The sequence below is a fragment of the Winogradskyella algicola genome, assembly GCF_005869935.1.
GTDB classification, from domain to species: domain Bacteria; phylum Bacteroidota; class Bacteroidia; order Flavobacteriales; family Flavobacteriaceae; genus Winogradskyella; species Winogradskyella algicola.
In genome coordinates this window covers 1-21,268 of sequence record NZ_SZQF01000012.1, presented here as the reverse complement: position 1 = coordinate 21,268, position 21,268 = coordinate 1, and the positions used below count along the sequence as shown (strand labels likewise).

At 32.3% G+C, this 21,268-nt stretch carries 19 protein-coding genes; 14 read left to right on the top strand and 5 right to left on the bottom strand.

What is annotated here, in order from left to right:
- Positions 1-242: 242 nt before the first annotated feature.
- Together FC091_RS14960 and FC091_RS14955 are read right to left on the bottom strand one after the other, a co-directional pair.
- Complete coding sequence (locus FC091_RS14960; protein ID WP_138435183.1) at positions 243-1,178, bottom strand: BsuBI/PstI family type II restriction endonuclease; 936 nt, start codon at positions 1,176-1,178, stop codon at positions 243-245.
- Positions 1,171-2,727 (bottom strand): Eco57I restriction-modification methylase domain-containing protein, encoded by a 1,557-nt coding sequence (locus tag FC091_RS14955; RefSeq protein WP_138435181.1) that lies wholly within the window; start codon positions 2,725-2,727, stop codon positions 1,171-1,173. Before FC091_RS14955 ends, FC091_RS14960 begins: the two co-directional genes overlap by 8 nt.
- Positions 2,728-3,136: 409 nt before the next feature.
- On the opposite strand from FC091_RS14955, the gene FC091_RS14950 reads away from it, so the two are divergent.
- The 13 genes from FC091_RS14950 to FC091_RS14890 all read left to right on the top strand — a co-directional run bounded on the left by FC091_RS14950 (position 3,137) and on the right by FC091_RS14890 (position 17,223).
- Positions 3,137-4,381 carry a site-specific integrase gene (locus FC091_RS14950; protein WP_246035974.1) on the top strand — a complete coding sequence of 415 codons (1,245 nt, stop codon included), beginning with the start codon at positions 3,137-3,139 and terminating at the stop codon, positions 4,379-4,381.
- A gap of 6 nt (positions 4,382-4,387) precedes the next feature.
- Entirely contained in the window at positions 4,388-6,433 is a 2,046-nt protein-coding gene (locus FC091_RS14945; RefSeq protein ID WP_138435179.1) for a hypothetical protein, read from the top strand.
- A 103-nt stretch (positions 6,434-6,536) separates the two neighbouring features.
- Positions 6,537-6,821: a helix-turn-helix domain-containing protein gene (locus FC091_RS14940; RefSeq protein WP_138435176.1), complete on the top strand. Its 285-nt coding sequence runs from the start codon at positions 6,537-6,539 to the stop codon at positions 6,819-6,821.
- A 58-nt stretch (positions 6,822-6,879) separates the two neighbouring features.
- Positions 6,880-7,776: a hypothetical protein gene (locus FC091_RS14935; RefSeq protein ID WP_138435174.1), complete on the top strand. Its 897-nt coding sequence runs from the start codon at positions 6,880-6,882 to the stop codon at positions 7,774-7,776.
- 90 nt (positions 7,777-7,866) lie between these two features.
- Positions 7,867-8,499, top strand: coding sequence for a hypothetical protein (locus tag FC091_RS14930; RefSeq protein ID WP_138435172.1), 633 nt, complete (start codon positions 7,867-7,869; stop codon positions 8,497-8,499).
- The gene (locus FC091_RS14925; RefSeq protein ID WP_138435170.1) at positions 8,496-9,326 is read left to right on the top strand and encodes a hypothetical protein; all 831 of its coding nucleotides are present in this window, start codon (positions 8,496-8,498) and stop codon (positions 9,324-9,326) included. The genes FC091_RS14930 and FC091_RS14925 overlap by 4 nt, the downstream gene beginning before the upstream one ends.
- 10 nt (positions 9,327-9,336) lie before the next feature.
- Complete coding sequence (locus FC091_RS14920; protein ID WP_138435169.1) at positions 9,337-9,630, top strand: helix-turn-helix domain-containing protein; 294 nt, start codon at positions 9,337-9,339, stop codon at positions 9,628-9,630.
- Between the two features lie 16 nt (positions 9,631-9,646).
- On the top strand, positions 9,647-11,248 hold the full coding sequence (locus tag FC091_RS14915) for a type I restriction-modification system subunit M (protein ID WP_138435167.1): 1,602 nt from the start codon (positions 9,647-9,649) through the stop codon (positions 11,246-11,248).
- A 1-nt stretch (position 11,249) separates the two neighbouring features.
- The gene (locus tag FC091_RS14910; protein ID WP_138435166.1) at positions 11,250-12,476 is read left to right on the top strand and encodes a restriction endonuclease subunit S; all 1,227 of its coding nucleotides are present in this window, start codon (positions 11,250-11,252) and stop codon (positions 12,474-12,476) included.
- Between the two features lie 3 nt (positions 12,477-12,479).
- Positions 12,480-15,308: a type I restriction endonuclease subunit R gene (locus FC091_RS14905; RefSeq protein ID WP_138435164.1), complete on the top strand. Its 2,829-nt coding sequence runs from the start codon at positions 12,480-12,482 to the stop codon at positions 15,306-15,308.
- 34 nt (positions 15,309-15,342) lie between these two features.
- On the top strand, positions 15,343-16,362 hold the full coding sequence (locus tag FC091_RS14900; RefSeq protein ID WP_138435163.1) for a hypothetical protein: 1,020 nt from the start codon (positions 15,343-15,345) through the stop codon (positions 16,360-16,362).
- Between the two features lie 2 nt (positions 16,363-16,364).
- Positions 16,365-16,688 (top strand): STAS-like domain-containing protein, encoded by a 324-nt coding sequence (locus tag FC091_RS14895; protein WP_138435161.1) that lies wholly within the window; start codon positions 16,365-16,367, stop codon positions 16,686-16,688.
- Positions 16,669-17,223: a hypothetical protein gene (locus FC091_RS14890; protein WP_138435160.1), complete on the top strand. Its 555-nt coding sequence runs from the start codon at positions 16,669-16,671 to the stop codon at positions 17,221-17,223. Before FC091_RS14895 ends, FC091_RS14890 begins: the two co-directional genes overlap by 20 nt.
- 721 nt (positions 17,224-17,944) lie before the next feature.
- Here the strand turns inward: FC091_RS14890 and FC091_RS14885 are convergent.
- Positions 17,945-18,280 (bottom strand): helix-turn-helix domain-containing protein, encoded by a 336-nt coding sequence (locus tag FC091_RS14885; protein ID WP_138435158.1) that lies wholly within the window; start codon positions 18,278-18,280, stop codon positions 17,945-17,947.
- Between the two features lie 417 nt (positions 18,281-18,697).
- Here FC091_RS14885 and FC091_RS14880 point away from each other — a divergent pair, with 417 nt between their 5' ends.
- Entirely contained in the window at positions 18,698-19,339 is a 642-nt protein-coding gene (locus tag FC091_RS14880) for a DUF6266 family protein (protein ID WP_138435157.1), read from the top strand.
- A gap of 196 nt (positions 19,340-19,535) precedes the next feature.
- On the opposite strand, the gene FC091_RS14875 is transcribed toward FC091_RS14880, so the two are convergent.
- Together FC091_RS14875 and FC091_RS14870 are read right to left on the bottom strand one after the other, a co-directional pair.
- Positions 19,536-20,186, bottom strand: coding sequence for a hypothetical protein (locus FC091_RS14875; protein ID WP_138435155.1), 651 nt, complete (start codon positions 20,184-20,186; stop codon positions 19,536-19,538).
- Positions 20,187-20,342: 156 nt separating this feature from the next.
- Complete coding sequence (locus FC091_RS14870) at positions 20,343-21,134, bottom strand: hypothetical protein (protein WP_138435154.1); 792 nt, start codon at positions 21,132-21,134, stop codon at positions 20,343-20,345.
- Positions 21,135-21,268: the final 134 nt, after the last annotated feature.

The window sequence follows — 21,268 nt, the reverse complement described above, 5'->3', positions numbered from 1 at the left end:
CTCATTGCAGTAGCAAACAAACTGTTAAAACAGGCTTTTGCTATTGCAAAATCAGGATTGCCATATGACGAGAACTTTGTTTCAAAATTAGCTTAATAATGCTTGTTTTTTAACTCAGTTCTTTGTTACCTGCTGGCTTTTCTTTCCGCAAACTTGCTAGCGTTGGCAAAGACATACTCTTTTACAGTTTTGGTGAAGCTTGGATGATGCGACTGTAAATGTGTATGGCTTTTAGCGTTGGCTTAACGAGGTCCCACAAATCGGTCGCCATTAAAATGAATCATATGACTAGGCATTTCACAAATCCATATTTCAGTTTCCCACGCAATCTTTTTTGACCATTTTTTGAATTCCGAAAAGTCTGGAAATGCTGTAACATATATTTTTCCTGCATCACACTTTTCAAGTAGTTCTTCTAATTCGTGCATTCTTTTTGGCGAAACTGGTCCGTGAGATGTAACTGCTTCAATTAAATAAAGCCAATTCTTTTCACGATGATATAAAACAACATCAGGTAGTTTACTATGTTGGTCGATTGGAATTCCTATTTCTGCTAAAGTTTTTTTATCAGCATAAAGGTCTTTTGTTTCTGTATCTCCTAAATAAAGTAATTCGCTACCTTCTGCAAATTCAGGTAAAAACTGCTCAACGACAGCAGCTTGAACTTCGTTATGTTTACCAGGTGAAAGTTTTAAAATTTTACCATTTGGCAATGTTACTGGAACTCTATCAACAGCTTTTCTTTTCGCATATTTCTTCGATAAATCTCCAATTGACGCTTTAAATTCTTTTGAATTTGCTTTCCAATTTTTTGTTCCAAAGGTTTTAATTACTTCCAAAGCTTCTTTAGAAATTCCATAATGTGCTCTTGGACTATTTACAGGTAAATCAGGAATGTCAGGATTGTAATTAGCAATTCGAGCTTGAACGAATTGATGAAGAACAAATCTTCTAAATGTCTCTCTTGTATTTGGTGCATAATTTCTATCGTAGTTGTCAGCACTAAATTTCATTATGCCTTTACTTACTCCAAGACTGATTTTTTCTGCGTTTTCCCATTTGTCAGTTTCCTTTATGTTGCAAAGAGCTAAAAGTGTTACAGCTGACATTTCATTTTGCTGCGATTTCGGTAGTCCTAAATCTTTTAGGATAATTTGGGCTTCTTCAATTTTATTCATTAACTGCTAAAATGTTTTGTTCTAACCATTGATTAACAATGGAATCGATTTTTTCTTGAGAAAAATCATTTTGTTCAATAAGTGTATTACCAACTTCTCTTATTACTTCAATTTTTGGAAATGGCATTAATCGTATTTCTGTGGCACTAACGTTTACATTTCCGTTGAAAGTTCTAAAGTATGTGTCAAATACTTTTGAGTTTAAAATTGCGGAAATTCCAACAGCTTCATTTTCTTGAAGCTCACCATCAAGTCTATATATGTAATTAAGTTTGTTCTCTATTCCAATAAAATCACTATCGTTAAATCTCGAAAAATAGGGTGAAGCTATTAATCTACTTTTATCATCTTTAGAACTAAATCGTCTTAAAAAAACATAGTTTTTGTTAACGGTCAGCATCTTTTTGGAAACTTCTGTTTTGTTAATATATTGGCTTTTGTCAGGTGCAAAATTTGGCCATTCAGCTTTCATTTTTGTAACGTTATGCAACCAATAAAGAGGTGCTAAAAAAACGGTTGAGTTTTGGTAGTTGTCAAATAAAAATTCTCTGGAACGAAATGAAACTACTGGACCAGTCGAAATTTGGATGCCAAAGTCAATTAGATTGTTATTCCAAGATTTGAACAAATGGATTACATTTTCTTCATATTCTGTTGTTGGAAGATGAAGTATTTTTGCTTTAGAGTTTAAATCAATTAAATCACTAACATCAAAAGTCTTTTGTAATGGCTCTTGAATGTCTTTAAGACCTTCTGAAGTTGATACAATAACTTCTGTTAAATTGTCTTTACTTCCTTTTAAAATTAAAGTCTCCTGTAGAACGCTATCTCTGTCAAAAGTTTCGCTACGTGATTTAAAAAGGTGAATAAAATTTAAATTGATATTACTGAAAAAATAATCTCTAAAAGAATTAAAATATTGACCAGAAGCGAAGCTTCTTGGTACAATATATATTAGTTCTCCATCATTTTTTAAGAGATTAACTGAAACAGCTAAAAAGAATGAATAAATATTTGGTTGACCCTTTACTAAATTCTGTAAAAGTTTAACTCTTTTATCATCTTTCGCAAGTTTAAAATATGGTGGATTTGAAATTATATAATCAAAAGTCTCAATGTGATTTTCCATTGATTTTGCCATATCTTCAATGAAATCACTTGTCAAAAGTGTATAGCTGAATTTTACTCCTCTTTCTTTAGTCCATAGCTTTAAATGTTGTAAAGATTGCTCTGTGTAAGGAAATAGTGTAATGTCAGTTTCATAAGCAACTAATTGGATTGAGTTTAAATCAAATTCAATTAATTTTTCGATTAGCGAACAAGTTAAAATCGCAGTTCCACAACCTGGGTCAAGAATAGAAATATCTCTAGAATTCGGTTCGGTTGCAATACTTCCCATAAAATTGGAAATTTCAGTTGGTGTAAAGAATTGTCCTTTTCCTTTTTTATGTTCTTTAGAAACAGTAGAAGTGTACTTAACGCCAAGTATATCAGCAAATCTGCTTGGTAAAGTGTCTTTGTTTTTTTCTATTTCTAACGTTGTTTGCATAGTTCCAAAGTTACAAATTTAGTCGTGAGTGTTGGCAAAAAAACAGCTCTTTTATTTTTTTAAGCGTTGGCTGATGTTTCGGAAAAAAATAAATGTGCTGTTTGCGCGATGGCTTTTCAGCTTGCAGGTAACGGTCTCGTATAACCGTCAGTTACGGGTTAATATGCGTTAATTTTCGGTTTGGCACTGGCTTTAGCAATTCCGAGTGGATTCGGACGTAGTCGAATCCGCCGTAATTGCGGTTATACATTGTTATATAGAAGTTGTACCTATATTCCCTAAAATTCACTTTAATTACTGTATTTCAGTATTTTACATATTTTTGTAAAGCAAAATAATGCAAAGAAATACAAGAAAAAGCACCTAATGTTATACCAAAAGTTGTACCTTAGTATCGCAATGCACCAGATTGCACACTATAAATCTAAGGGAAATTATGGCTTCGGTAAAGATTATTCTGAGAAAAGACAAGATAGACAAAACAGGCGATGCACCTCTATATCTTAGAGTAATCAAAGACCGTAGAACAAAGTTTATTTCTTTGAGTCTTAAACTGCATCCCAATGAATGGGATGATGACAAACAAAAGGTAAAGAAGAACCATCAAAACTCTACCAGGTTAAATGCTTATATCTCAAAAAAGGTAGCGGATGCAGAAGGGGAAATTGCCGACTTAGAAAGACGTAATCAATCCACCTCAGCAAGACGAATTAAAGAAGCTATCAAAGGCAAGCCTTTAATTAATTTCTTTGACTTTGCTTTTGACAGATGCGAGAAGCTAAAAGATACAGTAACCCTTTCCACTTACAGAAGTTATAAAAATAACATTGAGAAGTTTGAAAGGTTTGTAGGCCATAGAGAATTGATGTTTGATGACATCACAGCCACAACCTTAAAAAACTACGCTTCTTATTGCAGTTCGAAATTAGGCAATAACAACACTACAATTAATTACGCTTTTAGAATCTTAAACTTAATGTTTCGAGAAGCTAAAAGAGAAGACCTTATTTCCAACGAATTAGCACCCTTTACCAAATTCAAGGTAAAGAAAAATAAAACTACTAAACGCTACCTAAATGCAGAACAGTTTGATGCCTTTATGAATTTAGAAGTTCCAGACAAGCATAAAGCACAAGTCATTAAGGATATGTTTGTTTTTTCTGTATTCTCTGGTGGTTTAAGGTTCGGCGATGTTATCGAGTTACAATGGAAAAACTATGATAAGAAAAATCATCGTATCACTAAAACAATACGCAAGACCAAAAGGCAACACAGCCTAAGAATAGGGCAAAAAGCTATTGACATTCTGGACAGATATGCGACAGAAAATAAAAGTCAAAACGATATTATTTTTCCATTTGCAAAAATAGACGAACAGTACTTTAAGGATAGAGAGCATAGAAGTCTAATTACTAATAGGGCTATTTCACTCAGTAATATGTATCTCAGTAGAATGGGTAAACAGTTAGAACTACCGTTTAACTTATCCTTTCATATAAGCCGTCATACATTCGCTACGAGAGCCTTAAACAATGGTATGCGTATAGAACACGTATCAAAATTAATGGACCATACGGACATAGGTATAACACAAGTCTACGCTAAAATCATAAGTAGCGAATTAGATAACGCAGTAGATAAATACATTAACTAATTACATATGCATCATAAACCAATCAATAATACATTAAAGGCATATTTCAATAATATTTATGAGCAGGCAAAGAATAAAGCAAGAACTGACTTTGATGCAAATATTGCTAACAAAACAACAAACCTAAACGGTTTTGAAGCTTTAAAGCTTTACATAAAAGAAAATGACAACATTAAGGCGCTTATCGAAAAAGATAAGCATCCGTACTATGTAAAAAACCACAGTACAGAAAATTGGTTATTAACTCAGTTTGCCAGCAGATACTTTCTTTTGGGAGAAGATGAATCGCAAGAGTTTATTAATTCTGTTTATTTAGGCGAATACCAAAGTTTGTTGTTTACTCAAATTCACAATTTAGAAAAGGAAATACCACAATACACGTTTCAGCAATTTTTGAATGGCGAAAAATGCAAATACTATTTCCAGTTTGATGAGTCTTACAATATTGAGCGTGAAGATTACTATGATATTTTAGAATGGCAATCAAACAGCTTAATCGACATAGTTTCAAATGAGACGGTTTATGTTATCAATAGGTATCAGGAGAAATTGAAAACTATTGATAATCCATTAGACTTTATTGCTGAAGAATTTAGGATTATTGAGGATGAACTATTACCAGAAATAAACAATGCAAAGACGATAAAAACAATTCTTTCCAAGCTGTTTTTATTTAACGAGTTCGACTTAAAAACTTTTGAAGATGAAAAGTTACTCAAAAGCTATGCTTTATTTCACGGTACTAAAGTTGACTTCAAAAAGATAACCCCTGAATCTGTTGGCAATATTTTGACGAAACTAAAACAACCGTTAAACGGTCTTATTGGCAATGAATACACAATTTTCTACACTATCGAAAACCTTGCATTTTGGTTAGAAGATGTTATTAAAGGTAAATCCCACAAGCAAGTCTTTAGCTTTCCAAATTGGAAACAAGAACTGGAAGAAGCAATCGAAAAAGGAAAAAAGGAGGCAGATACTATCCAAGAAGAGATTAGCGACTTTGCTTACTTATCGAACCACTCTAAAAAGGAAATTAAAACGTATCTCTTTGAACGTTTCGAAGAGTACAGAACGCTATTCAATAATTTCGAACCAAAACAAGTTTTTGCGTTGCTAAAAGAGGATAGTCAAAAAGCCTTGTATTCATCATTTAAGGTTAATTGTTTCTTTAATAATGATGACCAGAAATTCAAGGACGACCTAACGGAAGCTGTAAAAATAGATGCTGTTCTTTGGGAAGTAACAAGCATATATTACGACATTTTTGATAGCAAGACTTTTCAAACCTCTGGGAATAATTATGCAACTACTAATATTATGTTCTTATTGCATCAGATGGTTTTAGACAAAGAAATCTATAATGAGCTTCAGCAGTCTTTAGATGATTTTATGCAACATTTTCATTCCCTATCCCTTCCTTTCCCATTGCATATTGAAAACTCAAGAGAACAATTTGCGAGATTGTTTCATAAGGGGATTTCAAGACTTCAAGAAGTTCTTAATGAAGCAGAACCCACTAAGAAAATGCTATATCTACAAAGTAGAATTAAAGAGTTGAGACAGCGCGAATTTCAAATGACGAGATATAGGGAAATGGGTTACGGTAGTAAAGGAGAAGAAAAATATCCAAAACTTTTACGAGAGTTCTTAAATATAGAAACAGACTTTATCCGTGAAACAAGTGCCATTAAGGAAGTTGTGGTTTTAGAGCAACCTCAGCCCAAACTATTAGCACCGAAAAAAATTGATAACCTGGATGATTTACTTTCTAAGGATAAGGTAGAGTACATACTAAATCTTTTTGAATCCATTGGCATTACTCAAGATAACAAATCAACTTTGGGAACAAAACGCAAGGGAGCTATAAGAGGTATTGTGGAAGCTTTGCGAGAGAAAGGTATTTTGCACGATATTGACTTACATAAACTAATAAAGTTAGTGGCGAAAAAAATTGAATTAGAAATTGCTTCAAAATTAGATGCATCCAATACATCAGATAGATATTATAAAATAACCTTAGACTACATAAAAAGCAATCCATTCAAATAAAAACAGCTATTTATAAGGTCTTATAAGGACTACCTTTTTAGTCCTTATACACTTGCACAGATTTGCACCATAATAATTTGTTTAACACTTAAAAACAGTAATTATGGAAGCAGTTATTCTTTCCAAAGACCAATACCAAGAACTTTTAGGGCGTATTGACGAAATCAACTCTAAAATTGTAGATGCATCTAAGAAGCCAGAAGACACGTTCTTAGATAATGCCGACTTCTTACAGCTTATGCACATCAGTAAGCGTACCGCTCAAACGTGGCGTGATGAAGGTAAAATATCATTTTCTCAAATTGGGAATAAGATATACTACCGTATGTCAGACGTACAAGCTCTACTGAATAAGAACTATAATAAGGCATTCAAAAAGACACGCTAATTACTTCGGTTTTTAGCGGTTTTCTTTTTGTAGTTCCTATGTATCTGCCGTACCTGTTTTGTACGATACTATCAAATCCAAAGTCACCATTGACAACCTACCTAATATTTTCTATGCCGGAAAGCTTCAAAATATAGATTGGGCGGGTTTCCTATGGCGTCCTATTCAGAACAAAAAGGCATTTGTAATAGGCTATAAAACGGAGTTGCAAAATATACATCTTAAATTATACGGTAGCGAATTGCAAATTGAGAACTCATTGCAAAAGTTCCTTATGGGTAACAATTATCAAGATTTCACTTTTACGCAGGTTTTGACTGCGCTTGATACACTCAATAAGCAACTTCCCATAGACTTTTATAAAACCACCCTTTTAAGGGCAGATATAGGTTTTGTGATTAATCACGACACCGCACAAGAAATTAACAGCTGGTTGGACTATAAAGGAAAACGACCCTTGCCGATGATTAAAAATAATCGTGTTTATGGTAGTGAGTTCAGGCAGACTAATAATAAATTCAAAGTTTATGATAAAACCTTTGAAGCAAACAAAACGTCTGGTGTAAAACTCGATGAACAATTAATGCGGGTAGAATTGAAAGGCAATAATCGATACTTCAATAATCGTAAAAATCCTATTGGCATTTATACTGTGCAGGATTTGATAGACCCTATCAAGTATAAGTTACTGGCTAATGAGCTTCTTAATTTTTATAGCGCAATAAAGAAGAATGGCAATTTTGATTTCTCTAAATGCTCAACTAAAGAAACACGCTTGTACGGCTATATGAATTGTAATGTATCAAATAAAGCAATGAAACAGTATCATAAGGAAACCTACAAAAAAGACCGTTCACAGTACTTAAAATTATTAGCGAAGCATCAAGACCTACAAGCAGAAAATATAGTATTAGAAAAGCTTAAAGCGAAAGCGTACTACTCGATAAACAATTGAGCCATTTTTAAGACGTGTAGTATAGTCTAAAATAGGGGTAAAAAACACATCTCTAATTAGTATAAATAAATATCTAACGAAACCTTTAGGATGAAGCATCAAATATCAATACATTTAACCTTTAAAGGACAAGTCATAGATAGGTTAATTATGGGTACAACTAAAAGTCTCAAAGTAAAAGAAGATTACTCGCTTTACAATAGATTACTTGAAGAGAGGAAGTCAGTATTTACAGAGGTTATAGAGGTTAATAAGGTTGGTAATAATGCTAATACATTAAGCCAAATAGAAGATGTTAAGCAGGAAGTGTTATCTAAAGAGGTAATACTTATTGTGGATGTCAAACTCAATAATCACAACTTCTTTCAGTTTAAACTGCGTTGTAAAGATTACATACCTAATCCTTTTTTTCGTTTCGATAGTGATGGAGAAACACACAGAAATCGTATAGAAGGCATTCCTTTTGAAGAGCAGGCAATAACACCGCCACACTTTCATAAGTTCAATGAAAGTGGCATTGAGATAGCTTATAAAACAGAGAAACTCTTAGATGAAAATGAAAGGAAAGCGTTAGAAGATATTAACCTATGTATCATTCATTTCTTTCACGAATCTAATACAAGATTAAAAGAAGATAGTTTTCCAGAAGTAAAAATATTGTCTAATTCATTAGGGCTTTCATTCAAAAGTGACGACCCAAATGAGAATATAGATTATGTATGAATATAGATGCAATACTTTCAGATATTAAGAATAGTTTTACTGGTATTTGGAGAACAAAACGACGTGGGAAGTCTTTAGAGATAATTACACCATACGCAACAACTAATAATAGGTTTGTATCAGTCTTTTTACTACAAAGAGATGGCAACTATATAATCTCAGATGGTGGTTGGATTAATTCTGGTATGTATGATAATAATCCTTCAAATGATGAATCTTGCTTTCATAAGGTGCTGTTTCATTTTCAAAACGCTTATGATATTAAAGAAACTAATTCTAAAGGTAAATCCAGCGATACAGTAAATCATTACTATGTTAAGGCCACAAATCAAATTGATATTGCTTCTAAAATATTTGACTTAGCAACTTTTGTACAAAACATAGCGAGTGTTTCTCAAATTGCATTTGAAGACAAAGAAGAAAAAGAGACAAAAGCAAGGTTTGTTTCATTGGCTAATGATTATATAAAATCAATTGTGACACCAGAGCAAATTAGATTTAATAGCTACTTAAACGCTGAGAAAAAAGAAATTAAGTTTAATGCAATGTACTATAGGAATCAAAATGAAATAACGCTCTTGAACTATGTAACAGGCAGTACTGTTTCCTATTTTTCAAATAGTATTTTCAAAGCAAATACACTATTTGAAATGGCTGATGAGTCTATTTACAGAGAACACGTAAGTAAAAAAATAGCTCTTGTTGATACTAATGCTACTGGATTTGTGAAAGAAAAGATTGCCCATTATTTAATCCATTTACAAAAGCATACCGGTACAGAAACCTTAGAATGGGTTAACAGAGATAAATTAGCTTCAATACTTTAAAAATTTGGTTATGACAAGTCTTAATTCAGTTTCATTAGGTAAAAGACTCAAAGAACTACGAGAGTCCAAAGGTTTTATGCAAAGAGAAGTAGGTGCAATTATAGATGTAGATGGTGCATTTATTAGTAAAATAGAAAGTGGTGAGAAGCCTATAAATAGAAATCATTTAAAAAAGCTCAGTTCTTTTTTTCAGATTAACGAGAAAGAGTTACAGGTCTTATGGTTAGCAGATAAGGTTAACAATGTTTTAAAAGACGAACCATATAAAAACCAAGTAATAGAATTAATCAATAACAACAACTAACAATACCAACACATAAATGTCAGAAGAACAACGTAAACTACTTGAAAAACAATTATGGGCTATTGCCAACCTACTTAGGGGCAAAATGGATGCAGACGATTATAGAAACTACATCTTAGGCTTTATATTCTTTAAATACCTATCAGAGAAGTTACACATTTACGCAGATGAGATACTTGCGCCTGATAATCTAACCTACGAGCAATTAGATGAAAACTCAGATAATGGTAGGCTGTATATTGATGCAGTAAAAAAAGCCTGTGTAAAGAATTTAGGCTACTTTTTAAAACCAAGCGAATTATTTACTTCTATTGCCCAAAAAGGAAATAACCTTACCGAAATAGAAACCAATGAAAATGATGAAGCTACACAGTTTTTCATTATTGAAGATTTAGAGCGTATTCTAAATAACATTGAGCAGAGTACAATGGGTACAGACTCAGAAGATGATTTTATTAAGTTATTTGAGGATTTAGATTTAACCTCTGGAAAGTTAGGTAGAACCGTAAAAGCCCAAAATGAAACCATTGCAAAAATCATTACGCATCTTGATGAAATAGATTTTAAACTAAAAGATACTGAGAGTGATTTATTAGGCGATGCATACGAATATTTAATTGGTGAATTTGCTTCCAGAGCAGGTAAAAAAGCAGGTGAATTTTATACACCACAAGAAGTAAGTACCATACTTGCAAAAATTGTAACCACTCGTAAAAAACGCATAAAGTCAGTATATGACCCAACCTGTGGTAGTGGCTCACTCTTATTACGGGTATCCAAAGAAGTAGATGATGTAGGTATGTTTTACGGTCAAGAATTAAACCGTACTACCTACAACCTCGCACGTATGAATATGATATTACACGACGTGCATTATAGCAAGTTTGATATTAAACAAGAAGATACCTTAGAAGAGCCTCAGCATATGGAAATAGACCTAAGGGCAGAGGCTATTGTAGCAAATCCACCGTTTTCTGCTAAATGGAGTGCAAAAGGTATTTTTAGTACAGATGATAGATTTAGTCAGTATGGTAAGTTAGCGCCTAAAACCAAAGCAGATTTTGCCTTTGTTCAGCATATGATACATCATTTAGATGAAAATGGAATAATGGCAACGGTGTTACCTCACGGTGTCCTATTTAGAGGAAGCTCAGAAGCACATATAAGACGTTACTTAATAGAAGATAGAAACTATATAGATGCTGTTATTGGCTTACCTGCAAATATCTTTTTCGGTACAGGTATTCCAACCGTTATTTTGGTGATTAAAAAATGTAGAGAAGTTAATGAAGATGTATTATTTATAGATGCAAGTAACGAGTTTGAAAAACAAGGTAAAGACAACAAACTACTACCAGAACACATCAATAAAATTGTAGACACCTATACCAATAGGACAGTTATAGATAAATACAGTTATAGGGCTACCTTAAAAGATATAGAAGATAACGATTACAACCTAAACATACCACGCTATGTAGATACCTTTGAAGAAGAAGAACCTATTGATATTAATGCAATAGCAGAAGAAATTCAAGCGTTAGATATAGAAATTGCTGAAACAGATAAACGTATTGCTTCCTATTGTAAAGAGTTAAATATTAAAACACCTTTTTAGTATGGCTAATATAAATAAAGCATTACCCATATTAAGGTTTCCAGAGTTTTATAATAAATGGGAATTAAAGTTCTTTTCTGATGTAGTTAAGGTAAATCAAGGTTTAGCTATTTTGAGAAGTGAAAGGTTTTTAGAATATGCAGAGAATAGATTGCCATATATCACTATCCCTGCTTTGGAGGGAAAAAGAATTGAATATATTGAAAACCCTAAGACATCTGTAATTTGTGAAAAAGAAGATATTATTATTACAAGAACAGGTAGTGGATTAGGTCAGATTTGGACAAATAATTACGGTGTTTTTCATAATAACTTTTTTAAAGTTGAACCAATCAACAAAAAAGAAGTAGTCAAAAGATTTCTTTATTATTATCTTCTAACCAATACAGTACAAAGAAAGATGTGGGTTTCTGCTGGAGTTGGTGCTATTCCAGACTTAAACCATAGTGATTTCTACTCTATACCTTATTATAAAACAGAATTTAAAGAACAACAAAAAATAGCATCATTTCTTACAGATGTAGATGATAAAATTACCAAACTAACCAAAAAGAAAACCCTTTTAGAGCAATACAAAAAAGGTATAATGCAAAAAACCTTTAGTCAAGCATTAAGATTTAAAGATGATAATGGTAATGAGTTTCCTAAATGGGAATTAAAGAAATTAAGTGATTTAGGTGTAACCTTGAACGGTCTAACAGGTAAAACAAAAGAAAACTTTGGTAGTGGTAAACTTTATATTCAATACAAACAGATATTTGATAGTTCAAAAATTAATATTGAAGATTGTGGTTTCGTTGAAATCACACCTTCAGATAATCAAACCAAAATGAAATATGGTGATGTATTTTTTACTACATCTTCTGAAACACCAAATGAAATAGGTACAGCATCAGTTTTATTAGATGAAGTAGAAGAAATGTATCTAAATAGTTTTTGTTTTGGTTTTAGGGTATTACAATCTGTGTTATATCCATCATTTAGCCAGTTTCTTTTTAGAAGTAATAGTTTTAGAAAAAAAATGATTCCTTTAGCACAAGGTAGTACAAGGTATAATATTTCAAAATCTTCTTTCCTTAAATTAAAAGTTTATTTGCCATCTATTGAAGAACAAATTAAAATAGCAAATTTTTTATCAGATATAGATGTAAAGATTGAAGTCTTAAATACCAAAATAGAACATAGTAAATCCTTTAAAAAAGGATTATTGCAAAAGATGTTTGTATAAATTATGACAACACAACCAGAACAAGTATTAGAAAATAATTTAATAAGCCAACTCATTGGTTTAGGCCATAAATCAGTTGTTATAAAAACAGAAGATGATTTATTAAGCAACCTAAAAACACAATTAGAAAAGCACAATAAGACCAAATTTACAGCTTCAGAATTTGATAGAATATTAATTCATCTATCTAAAGGAAACATCTTTGATAAGGCCAAAACACTACGTGATAAATATGTACTTCAAAAGGATAATGGAGATAAAGTATACATAGAGTTTATCAATCAAGACTTTTGGTGTCAGAACCAATTTCAAGTAACTAATCAAATTGCTATTAATGGCAAAAGAGAAAACCGTTACGATGTTACTATCCTTATTAATGGATTGCCATTAGTTCAAATAGAATTAAAGCGTAGAGGTATTGAACTCAAAGAAGCGTTTAATCAAATACAACGCTATCAAAAGGAATCTTTTGCCTTTAACAATGCTTTATTCAACTATGTTCAAATATTTGTGATTAGTAACGGTGTAGATACTAAGTATTATGCAAATAGTCCAAGACAAAGTTTTAAACAAACCTCATTTTGGAGCAAAGAGAATAATGCAAAAATCACGCAGTTAGACAAGTTTGCTAATATCTTTTTAGAGCCTTGTCATATTGCTAAAATGATCACTAAGTATATTGTTTTACACGAAAGTGATAAGATATTAATGGCGCTTAGACCTTATCAGTTTTATGCTGTAGAAGCTATAATTGACAGGGTAAAGAATAGTGATAAGAATGGGTATATCTGGCATACTACAGGTTCAGGTAAAACACTAACATCATTTAAGGCAAGTCAGATACTAACAAACAATCCTAAAATTAAAAAGGTAGTTTTTGTAGTTGATAGGCAAGATTTAGACGACCAAACTGTTAGAGAGTTTAGAGCATTTGATAAAGATAGTATTGATGGTACAGAAAATACTAAAATGCTAATCAATCAATTTTTAGATAATAGCAGACCATTATTAGTTACCACCATACAAAAGCTAAATAGTGCTATCTCAAAGGCTAAATTTAGAAAGCAGATTGAAGCCTTAAAAGATGAAAAAATTGTTTTCATTTTTGATGAATGTCATCGTTCACAGTTTGGCGACACACATCAACGCATTGTAAACTTCTTTACTAATCATCAATTATTTGGTTTTACAGGCACACCAATATTTGTAAAAAATGCGATTAGTAAAAAGAGCGTTAAACAAACAACAGCTAATCTGTTTCACGAATGTTTGCATCAATATGTTATTACAGATGCTATACGTGATGAAAATGTATTAAAGTTTTCAATAGAGTATTACAATGTATTCAAGTCAAAAGAAGGTATTGATGATACCAAAGTGGAAGACATTAATAAACAAGAAGTGTATGAAAGTGATGATTACATAAGCTCAATAGCTAATTACATCATAGCTAATCATAACCGTAAAACGCATCATAGAACATTTACAGCGATGTTTTGTGTAAGCAGTGTAGATATTCTTATAAAATATTACGAGCTGTTTAAAGCCAAGAAAGAAGCTGGAGAACATCGATTGAATATTGCTACTATTTTTTCTTACAACGTTAATGAGCCAGATAAAGATGCGGATGGTCAAATACAGGAGGAAGATGTAAATGATGACAAGCCTGTTAACAAACACAGCAGGGATAAATTAGACGAGTTTATTGCAGATTATAATAAACAGTTTGGTTCTAAACATTCTACAAAAGACGGTAATGCTTTCCTAAATTATAAAAAGGATATTTCTAAGCGTGTTAAGAATAAACAGATTGATATTTTATTAGTGGTAAATATGTTTTTAACAGGTTTTGATAGCAAGTCTTTAAATACACTCTATGTAGATAAAAACTTAAACTATCACGGTTTAATACAAGCCTATTCACGTACCAATAGAATATTAAATGAGAAAAAATCCCAAGGTAATATTTTAGCATTTCGCAATTTAAAGAAAAACACAGATGATGCTATTGCTTTGTTTTCAGACAAAAAAGCAAAGGAGACCATTACAATAGACCCATATGAAGAACAAATTAAAAAGTTCAATAACGCTTACAAGGATTTAATGGCTATTGCACCTACTGTTGATAGTGTAAACGATTTGGAAACAGAAGAAGATGAGTTAGCTTTCGCAAAAGCGTTTAGAGAAATAATGCGTCTTAAAAATATATTGTCATCATTTATAGAGTTTACATTCGATGACACTTATATGAAAGAGCAAGAGTTTGCAGATTATACGAGCAAATACTTAGACTTATATGATAAAATAAAAACAAACAATCAAAAGGAATCTGTGTCTATTTTAGAGGAAATAGATTTTGAATTAGAGTTAATACATCGTGATGAAATTAATGTAGCCTACATAATGCGTTTATTGGCTAAGCTAAAAGAGGCAAAACCAAAAGACCAGGAAAAACAGAAAAAGCAGATTATTGATTTAATAGCTGGCGAAGCTGAGTTAAGAAGTAAACGTGTACTAATTGAAAAGTTTATTCAAAACAATCTACCTAAGATTTCAGACAGTAATGCGATAGAAGATGAATTTAAAACCTATTGGCAAGAAGAAACGAAGAAAGCACTTAAAGAACTAAGTAAAACAGAAGCATTACAACAGGATAAAGTAGAAGACATAATTAATGATTTCCTTTTCACAGGTAAAATGGCTACTGAAGATGAGGTAATAGAAGCCTTAGAAAAGCAACCAAGTGTTCTACAAAGAGAATCAATAAGTATTAGAATCACAGAAAAAATAAGAGACTTTGTAAAGACTTTTATTAATGGGGTTGATAATTAATTCGTTTATTTAATAATTAGATACAATATATCTTTTGAAAAAGAACGACCAAGACAAAGAATTTCAGAAAAATAGAGCTGAAAAAGAAGAGCGTAGAAAGCGCAAACGCAAAGAGAAAAAAAAGCAACTCAAAAAGATTGCTATTGGTAAAAAGCAGAAGCGTAAAGCAATGCGTAAATTACCTCAAATATGGTCGCCTGAGAAGTTGACTTTGCAATTTGGTTATTCTGAAGAGGTGTTAAGTTTCATCAATCAACTTAAAAAATTGGGAGAAACAGAGAAAGAATTAAGTATAAGATTGGATAATGTAACAGATATAGGCGAAGGTGCAATTGGTATGTTACTATCGGTAATTAATGAACTAACATTAAAAGATGTTGCATTAGTCGGAGAGAAACCTCACAATAACTATGCTCGTAATGCTTTGGAACGTTCTGGATTTTTTAAATATATGAAAGGATATGTTGCGCCAGAAAATTTGAAAACAAAAAACATAATAATACGTACTGGAAATATAAATACTTCACAACGTGAATTATCACCTGAGATGCCTAAAGCAATGGAAACTGTTTGGGGTGTTCCAGGTAGATGTCCTATATTATTTGGCGGTATAGGAGAAATGTTAAGAAATGCTTGCGACCACGCTTTTGATAATGGGGATAAAATTACTTGGCATTTAGGTGTTTCTCATTTAGAAAAAGAAAAAGCAGTTAAATTTTCATTCGTAGATAATGGTGTGGGTATTATTAAAAAGTACTACGAGGACAAACTGTTTAAACAAGTAAAAGATATATTTAAAACAAATGCGAAAGTATTAGAAAATGCCTACAAAAATGGCATTGAGTCTCAAACAGGCTTACCTTGGAGAGGAAAAGGATTACCAACAATATATGAACTCTATAAAGATAATATAATTACAAATCTTGTAGTTATTACTAATAACGTCTATTTAGACTTCGATGAAAAAACATTTGAAGAAATTAATGTTCCCTTTTCTGGCACATACTATTTTTGGAAAGTAGACCAGACTTGTGAACCAAACTATTTTTTATAATTATGATAGTAATCGATATTCCAAGAGATTTCACAAGAACACCAGGTTGGCGTACTTATGATGATGGACCTTATTCAGGTCAAGAGTTTTTTGATAAACTTTTAAAAGATGGTTTCGCTAATGCGAAAAAGGAAGGTGTAAAACTCAAAGTCATATTAGATGGCTCTGATGGTTATACTACATCATTTTTAAACGAGGCTTTCAGGCTTTTAGGTAAAGAATTTGGTAAAGACTTTGTATGGGACAATTTAATTATTGTTTCAAATGAAGTGCCAAAATATATTGAACGCATAAAAAAAGGTGTCTATGAGTTGGAAAAAAAATAAATGGGTTATACTCATATCGTTTTTCATTGGAGTTCTTATTTGTTTTATTACAACTCGTTTTCATTATTTCGATATTAAAAAAGAGCTTGATGTACCAGGTTTAGTTATGGGTGTTTTAGGATTAGGTGTTGGTTTATTAATTGCTGATACTATTCAAAAACAAATTAATAGAAACCAAAATCAGTATACTTTTTTAGAAAGTAAATTAGATGCTTGTTGGACTAAGTTTTCATCCTTAGCTAAAGTAATAAGTTTAGATAATAAAGTCCCATTAGAAACGCTTTCGGGCTTTAGTCAAGACATTGTTCATCAAGTAGGTTTTATTAAAAATATATTTAATGCTTTTGAAATAGATTGTGGATGTATAGATAGTTTAGAAACACAGCTTGATTTATTTGAAGAGTTCTTTGATGACCTAAAGACAGAAGATAATATCAAGTATTATTCAGAAGAAAAAGATATTATTGATAACAAGATAGTTTTGATAAACCAATGCTTTTCAGAAGTTTTAAAAACTATACAGAATATTGATTAAAAATAATGTTTGTAAAGTCCACACACAATAAAATCCAGTTTATTGCTAAGGCAACAAGCCTCTGTATTTTATTGTGTTCCGCTCTCCACCGCCTTGTTGTTTTTATGTCACGGTAATTGTAGCATAGCTATAATAGCACATTACTTTTTCTTCGTAACTCAAAAAAGTAAAGAGCTATTGCCAAGGCTCAAACAATTACAGCGCCATAAAAACAACCCTAAGCTATGTTTACATAATAGAAGTTATAGTAGCAAACGGCACTTTAAAAGGTTTGCTACGCAGTGTTTATGCATTTTGTAGCTATAACTGCTATTATGTAAAATATCCGCTATTCCAACGCGCACATCCGAACTTATCAATTAATGCACTTATCTCATTCGAACTGCACAAAACCATCGTTAAGTCCAAGTATTCCTTACCTCAAGTCTTTGTTTGTCTCATTTCGTTAAGCACTTTAATTGTCCACTTTTCCCCACCACCCAAGAAATAGGATATAAAAAAATAGGTCTATAAAGTGTTGTCATACGCCATAGCACATTGCATTTTCTCGTGCCTTAAAAAAGCAATAAGCTATTGGCTAAAAGTCCTGTAAGAGTAGCTTATTTAAACGCTGTTTTATCAAACAACTATTTAAAACGCTACACTTACAAACGCACCACCCAACGCTCAATTAGGTAAAGACCTATTTTTTTAAGTGTTAATTCCCCAGAAAAGCGGAACATCAAGGAAACTTAACAGGATTTTTGAGCATATACTCAGTAGCTATTCTTTCAATATCACTTGAAGTGGTTACTTTGTTTTCCAAAACCCAAGCATCTATATCTTTTTTGTCGAAATAAAGCCTTTTACCACGTTTTGCGTGCCGAATCTCTTTGGTGCTTGTCATTTTGTATAAAGCCGATACAGATAGGTCTAAATAAGCTGAAAGTTGCTTAATGTTCATAATTGGAGTAGTAGCAATTCCAGTTTCGTTAATATTACTTGCTCTATAGATGTTTTCTAATAAAGCTTCAATACGTTCTAATCTTTGATTGATAATTTCAAAAGGATTTTCCATAGTCTTCGATTTAAATTCAGGCTTCAAAAAATAATAAAAAAGAAAACTAAGATATGTGGCTTCCTTCACCCACCGCACAATGCCGAAAAGGTCAAGCCCTACGGGTTTTGGATAAAACTTTTTCCAATAATCTATTGCGTACAGATTGATACATTTTGCTAAAAAAAACTTTTACCCAAAAACCTTGTCGCCATTACCCACGCCACAATTCCAAATTGCTTTCTTTTTTTTCATTTTTTCTTTTAAAAAAATATAAGGGTAAAGTAATAGGGGGCAACCTAAGGCAATCGCAACCATCAAAGGCAGAAGCCTTGCAGAAGATTTTATATTTGCTTAAAGGTCAAAGCGAAAGTATTGTTATGTCCGAATTAAGTCCGTACCAAGTTCGAATAAGTAATTTTTAAATCTACATATGTTATGGGCAAAATCTCTCAAGGAATTTTAGGAGGACTATCTGGTAAAGTTGGAAACGTTATCGGAGGTAATTGGAAAGGTATTGATTACATCAGAATCAAACCTTCAAGCGTTGCGAATCCAAGAACGGAAGGGCAAGTAAATCAAAGAACCAAATTTTCAAGCGTGCTGGAGTTTCTACAGCCAAACAAAGCGTTTCTAAAGATTGGTTACAAGAATTTCGCTAATAAGCGTACAGAATTTAATTCTGCTATGTCTTATTTGCTAAACAATGCAATCACCGGTACTGCACCCAATTTTACTATTGACTATGCTAATGCTCTTTTAAGTAGAGGTAGTCTGTCAGGCGTTTTAAATGGCTCTACAGACCTATCAAATGCAGGGCAAGTTGATTTTAGTTGGGGTGATAATTCAGCTGAAGGTAACGCAAACCCAACAGACAAAGCAATGGTCTTAGTTTACAATCCAATTAAGAAAGAATCGATATACATTCTTGATGGTGCTACTCGAACTGCTGGAGCACAAATTGTATCTATTCCAACTACCTACGCAGGGGACACAGTAGAGCTGTTTATGGCGTTTGTTTCGGAAGATGGTAGTCAAGTATCAAACAGTATCTATTTAGGCTCTGGTACGGCGAATTAATAACAACTAAATAGAAATAAGGAAACCGCTCTAAAAAGGAGCGGTTTTTTGTTGTCTACACTTGTTTTAGACGGGTATAGCGTAAGGTGTAAAAAGTTATACCTATGTTGTACCTTTTTGGTTTTTAACTAATAAAACCCTTTATTCATAGGTGTTATGAGAGTTACTTAATATAATACATTGTTGTGCAACGTTTTTATTGTTCAAATTGCATTTCTGATTTTTTTCCATAATCTTTTTCAGTTGCAACAGCTTTATTCAAAAATTTGAATCCTTTGATATTGTATTCTGAAATTTCCAATTCATCATACCTTTTTCCAAAAATTCTTTTTGTCAGTTCAAATGCCGTGTCATAAGTTACTTCTAATTCCATTTCATTTTGAATTTCCTCTTCTGTCAATTCCTCGCGCATTTCTTCCAAGTCCTCTTTTGAAATTAGTTCAAGCTTTCTGGATTCGATTTCTTCTGGTAATGGATTTCCGAAATCTTGATAAATCTCGTCTCCAGCTTCTCTTAATCTTATTTTTTGTCCGTTTTGGAAAACACAGTAGGAAAGTCCGTGTCCAATAGAAACTTGAATAATTTCAGAGTTTGGAAATTTTTCTAGAAACTTTTTTTCAGCTTGAGATTGAGTCGGTTTTGCAAATTGCCAGCCTAGACTTGAATTAGCGATAATTAAACTTCCCTTATAATTTGTGATATGAGTTTCTCCAAATTCAGGTCCAATATTGAAGTCAGATTCTCCTATAAATTCAAAGTCTTTGAAACCCAAAGAATTCAATAGCTCAAGATTGATCTCTAAATCTCCGATATCTTTAATAAATGTTGCTGTTATGTTCCAGCCCATAGTTTTTTCTCAAATGTTGCACAACGGTCTCGGCTATGAGTAGTTGCGTGGGTTAGCACTTAACTTTGCAAGTACACACCAAACTGAAAATCCGCGAGGATTTTCAGAAGTAGGCGATAACAAGCAATTACTTATAGCCATTGTTATATGCAGTGATTATTGGTTTATATAATTCATATAACTTCTTCCTAAACTTGTCATTCCAAAATGTACGAATGGGTCAATTAATTGAGTTCTCAATGCGAAGTCAAAAAGCAATCCTTTTGATATTAAATCTTGTACTTCTGAAATATAAACCTCTCTTGTCAAATCAAAAGTTGTATGATAATTCGGATTGATATTTCCACTTTTCAGCGCAAGTTCTCTTTTCTTAATCAAACGTGGAATTTTACTCAATCTTTCTTTTAATTTCTTTGTTGTTGTTCCGTCTCCAGAGTATTTTTCTTGCAAATCAAGAATCTTCTCTTTAAGTTTTTTTGTTTCATCTTGAAGTTCAATAATTTGAACTTTATATTTTAACACGTTGTCACTTAGAGAACTGAAAGCAGTTAATATTTTAAATTGATTATTAGTCAGTTCGTTAGTTATGTTAATAAATCTTAGCGTTTCATCTGTATCTATTTCATCCGAATACAGTTGATTATGTAGAATACTTTTGAAAACATTTCTTTTATGTTCTGCTGATGTTTTAGAAACTGAAATAACTATTTCTTCAAAAATATCTCCGATTTGTTCAGTATTCAGCGTATCAAAGTTGTCTTCGCCATCCGAGTGTTCATTCATATATTCGCTAAACTCTTCGATAAAGCGATTTACTCTTTCTTGCTTAATTCTTGAACGAGCTTCAAAAGCCACTTCGTTTAGAAAAGTTCCAGCAAACGGAATTGCTCCAACCATTCCTTTTAGAGTTGAAATTCCATATTCTTTTGCTTGCAGTTTTTTCGTCATTGCATATAACGGTTTTGTGTATGGCTCGTTGCGGAAAATCAGCTATGATTTTCCGCCGTAACCGAAAGATAGCAAATTGCAATGAATTCCGATTAGGAATTCAGCCGCAATGAGCTATACACGTTGTTCTACGC

Bases quoted from the DNA above. Each gene is read 5' to 3' on its own strand.
- FC091_RS14960 (WP_138435183.1), bottom strand. From the start codon at position 1,178: ATGAATAAAATTGAAGAAGCCCAAATTATCCTAAAAGATTTAGGACTA.
- FC091_RS14955 (WP_138435181.1), bottom strand. From the start codon at position 2,727: ATGCAAACAACGTTAGAAATAGAAAAAAACAAAGACACTTTACCAAGC.
- FC091_RS14945 (WP_138435179.1), top strand. From the start codon at position 4,388: ATGCATCATAAACCAATCAATAATACATTAAAGGCATATTTCAATAAT.
- FC091_RS14940 (WP_138435176.1), top strand. From the start codon at position 6,537: ATGGAAGCAGTTATTCTTTCCAAAGACCAATACCAAGAACTTTTAGGG.
- FC091_RS14930 (WP_138435172.1), top strand. From the start codon at position 7,867: ATGAAGCATCAAATATCAATACATTTAACCTTTAAAGGACAAGTCATA.
- FC091_RS14925 (WP_138435170.1), top strand. From the start codon at position 8,496: ATGAATATAGATGCAATACTTTCAGATATTAAGAATAGTTTTACTGGT.
- FC091_RS14920 (WP_138435169.1), top strand. From the start codon at position 9,337: ATGACAAGTCTTAATTCAGTTTCATTAGGTAAAAGACTCAAAGAACTA.
- FC091_RS14915 (WP_138435167.1), top strand. From the start codon at position 9,647: ATGTCAGAAGAACAACGTAAACTACTTGAAAAACAATTATGGGCTATT.
- FC091_RS14910 (WP_138435166.1), top strand. From the start codon at position 11,250: ATGGCTAATATAAATAAAGCATTACCCATATTAAGGTTTCCAGAGTTT.
- FC091_RS14905 (WP_138435164.1), top strand. From the start codon at position 12,480: ATGACAACACAACCAGAACAAGTATTAGAAAATAATTTAATAAGCCAA.
- FC091_RS14895 (WP_138435161.1), top strand. From the start codon at position 16,365: ATGATAGTAATCGATATTCCAAGAGATTTCACAAGAACACCAGGTTGG.
- FC091_RS14890 (WP_138435160.1), top strand. From the start codon at position 16,669: ATGAGTTGGAAAAAAAATAAATGGGTTATACTCATATCGTTTTTCATT.
- FC091_RS14885 (WP_138435158.1), bottom strand. From the start codon at position 18,280: ATGGAAAATCCTTTTGAAATTATCAATCAAAGATTAGAACGTATTGAA.
- FC091_RS14880 (WP_138435157.1), top strand. From the start codon at position 18,698: ATGGGCAAAATCTCTCAAGGAATTTTAGGAGGACTATCTGGTAAAGTT.
- FC091_RS14875 (WP_138435155.1), bottom strand. From the start codon at position 20,186: ATGGGCTGGAACATAACAGCAACATTTATTAAAGATATCGGAGATTTA.
- FC091_RS14870 (WP_138435154.1), bottom strand. From the start codon at position 21,134: ATGACGAAAAAACTGCAAGCAAAAGAATATGGAATTTCAACTCTAAAA.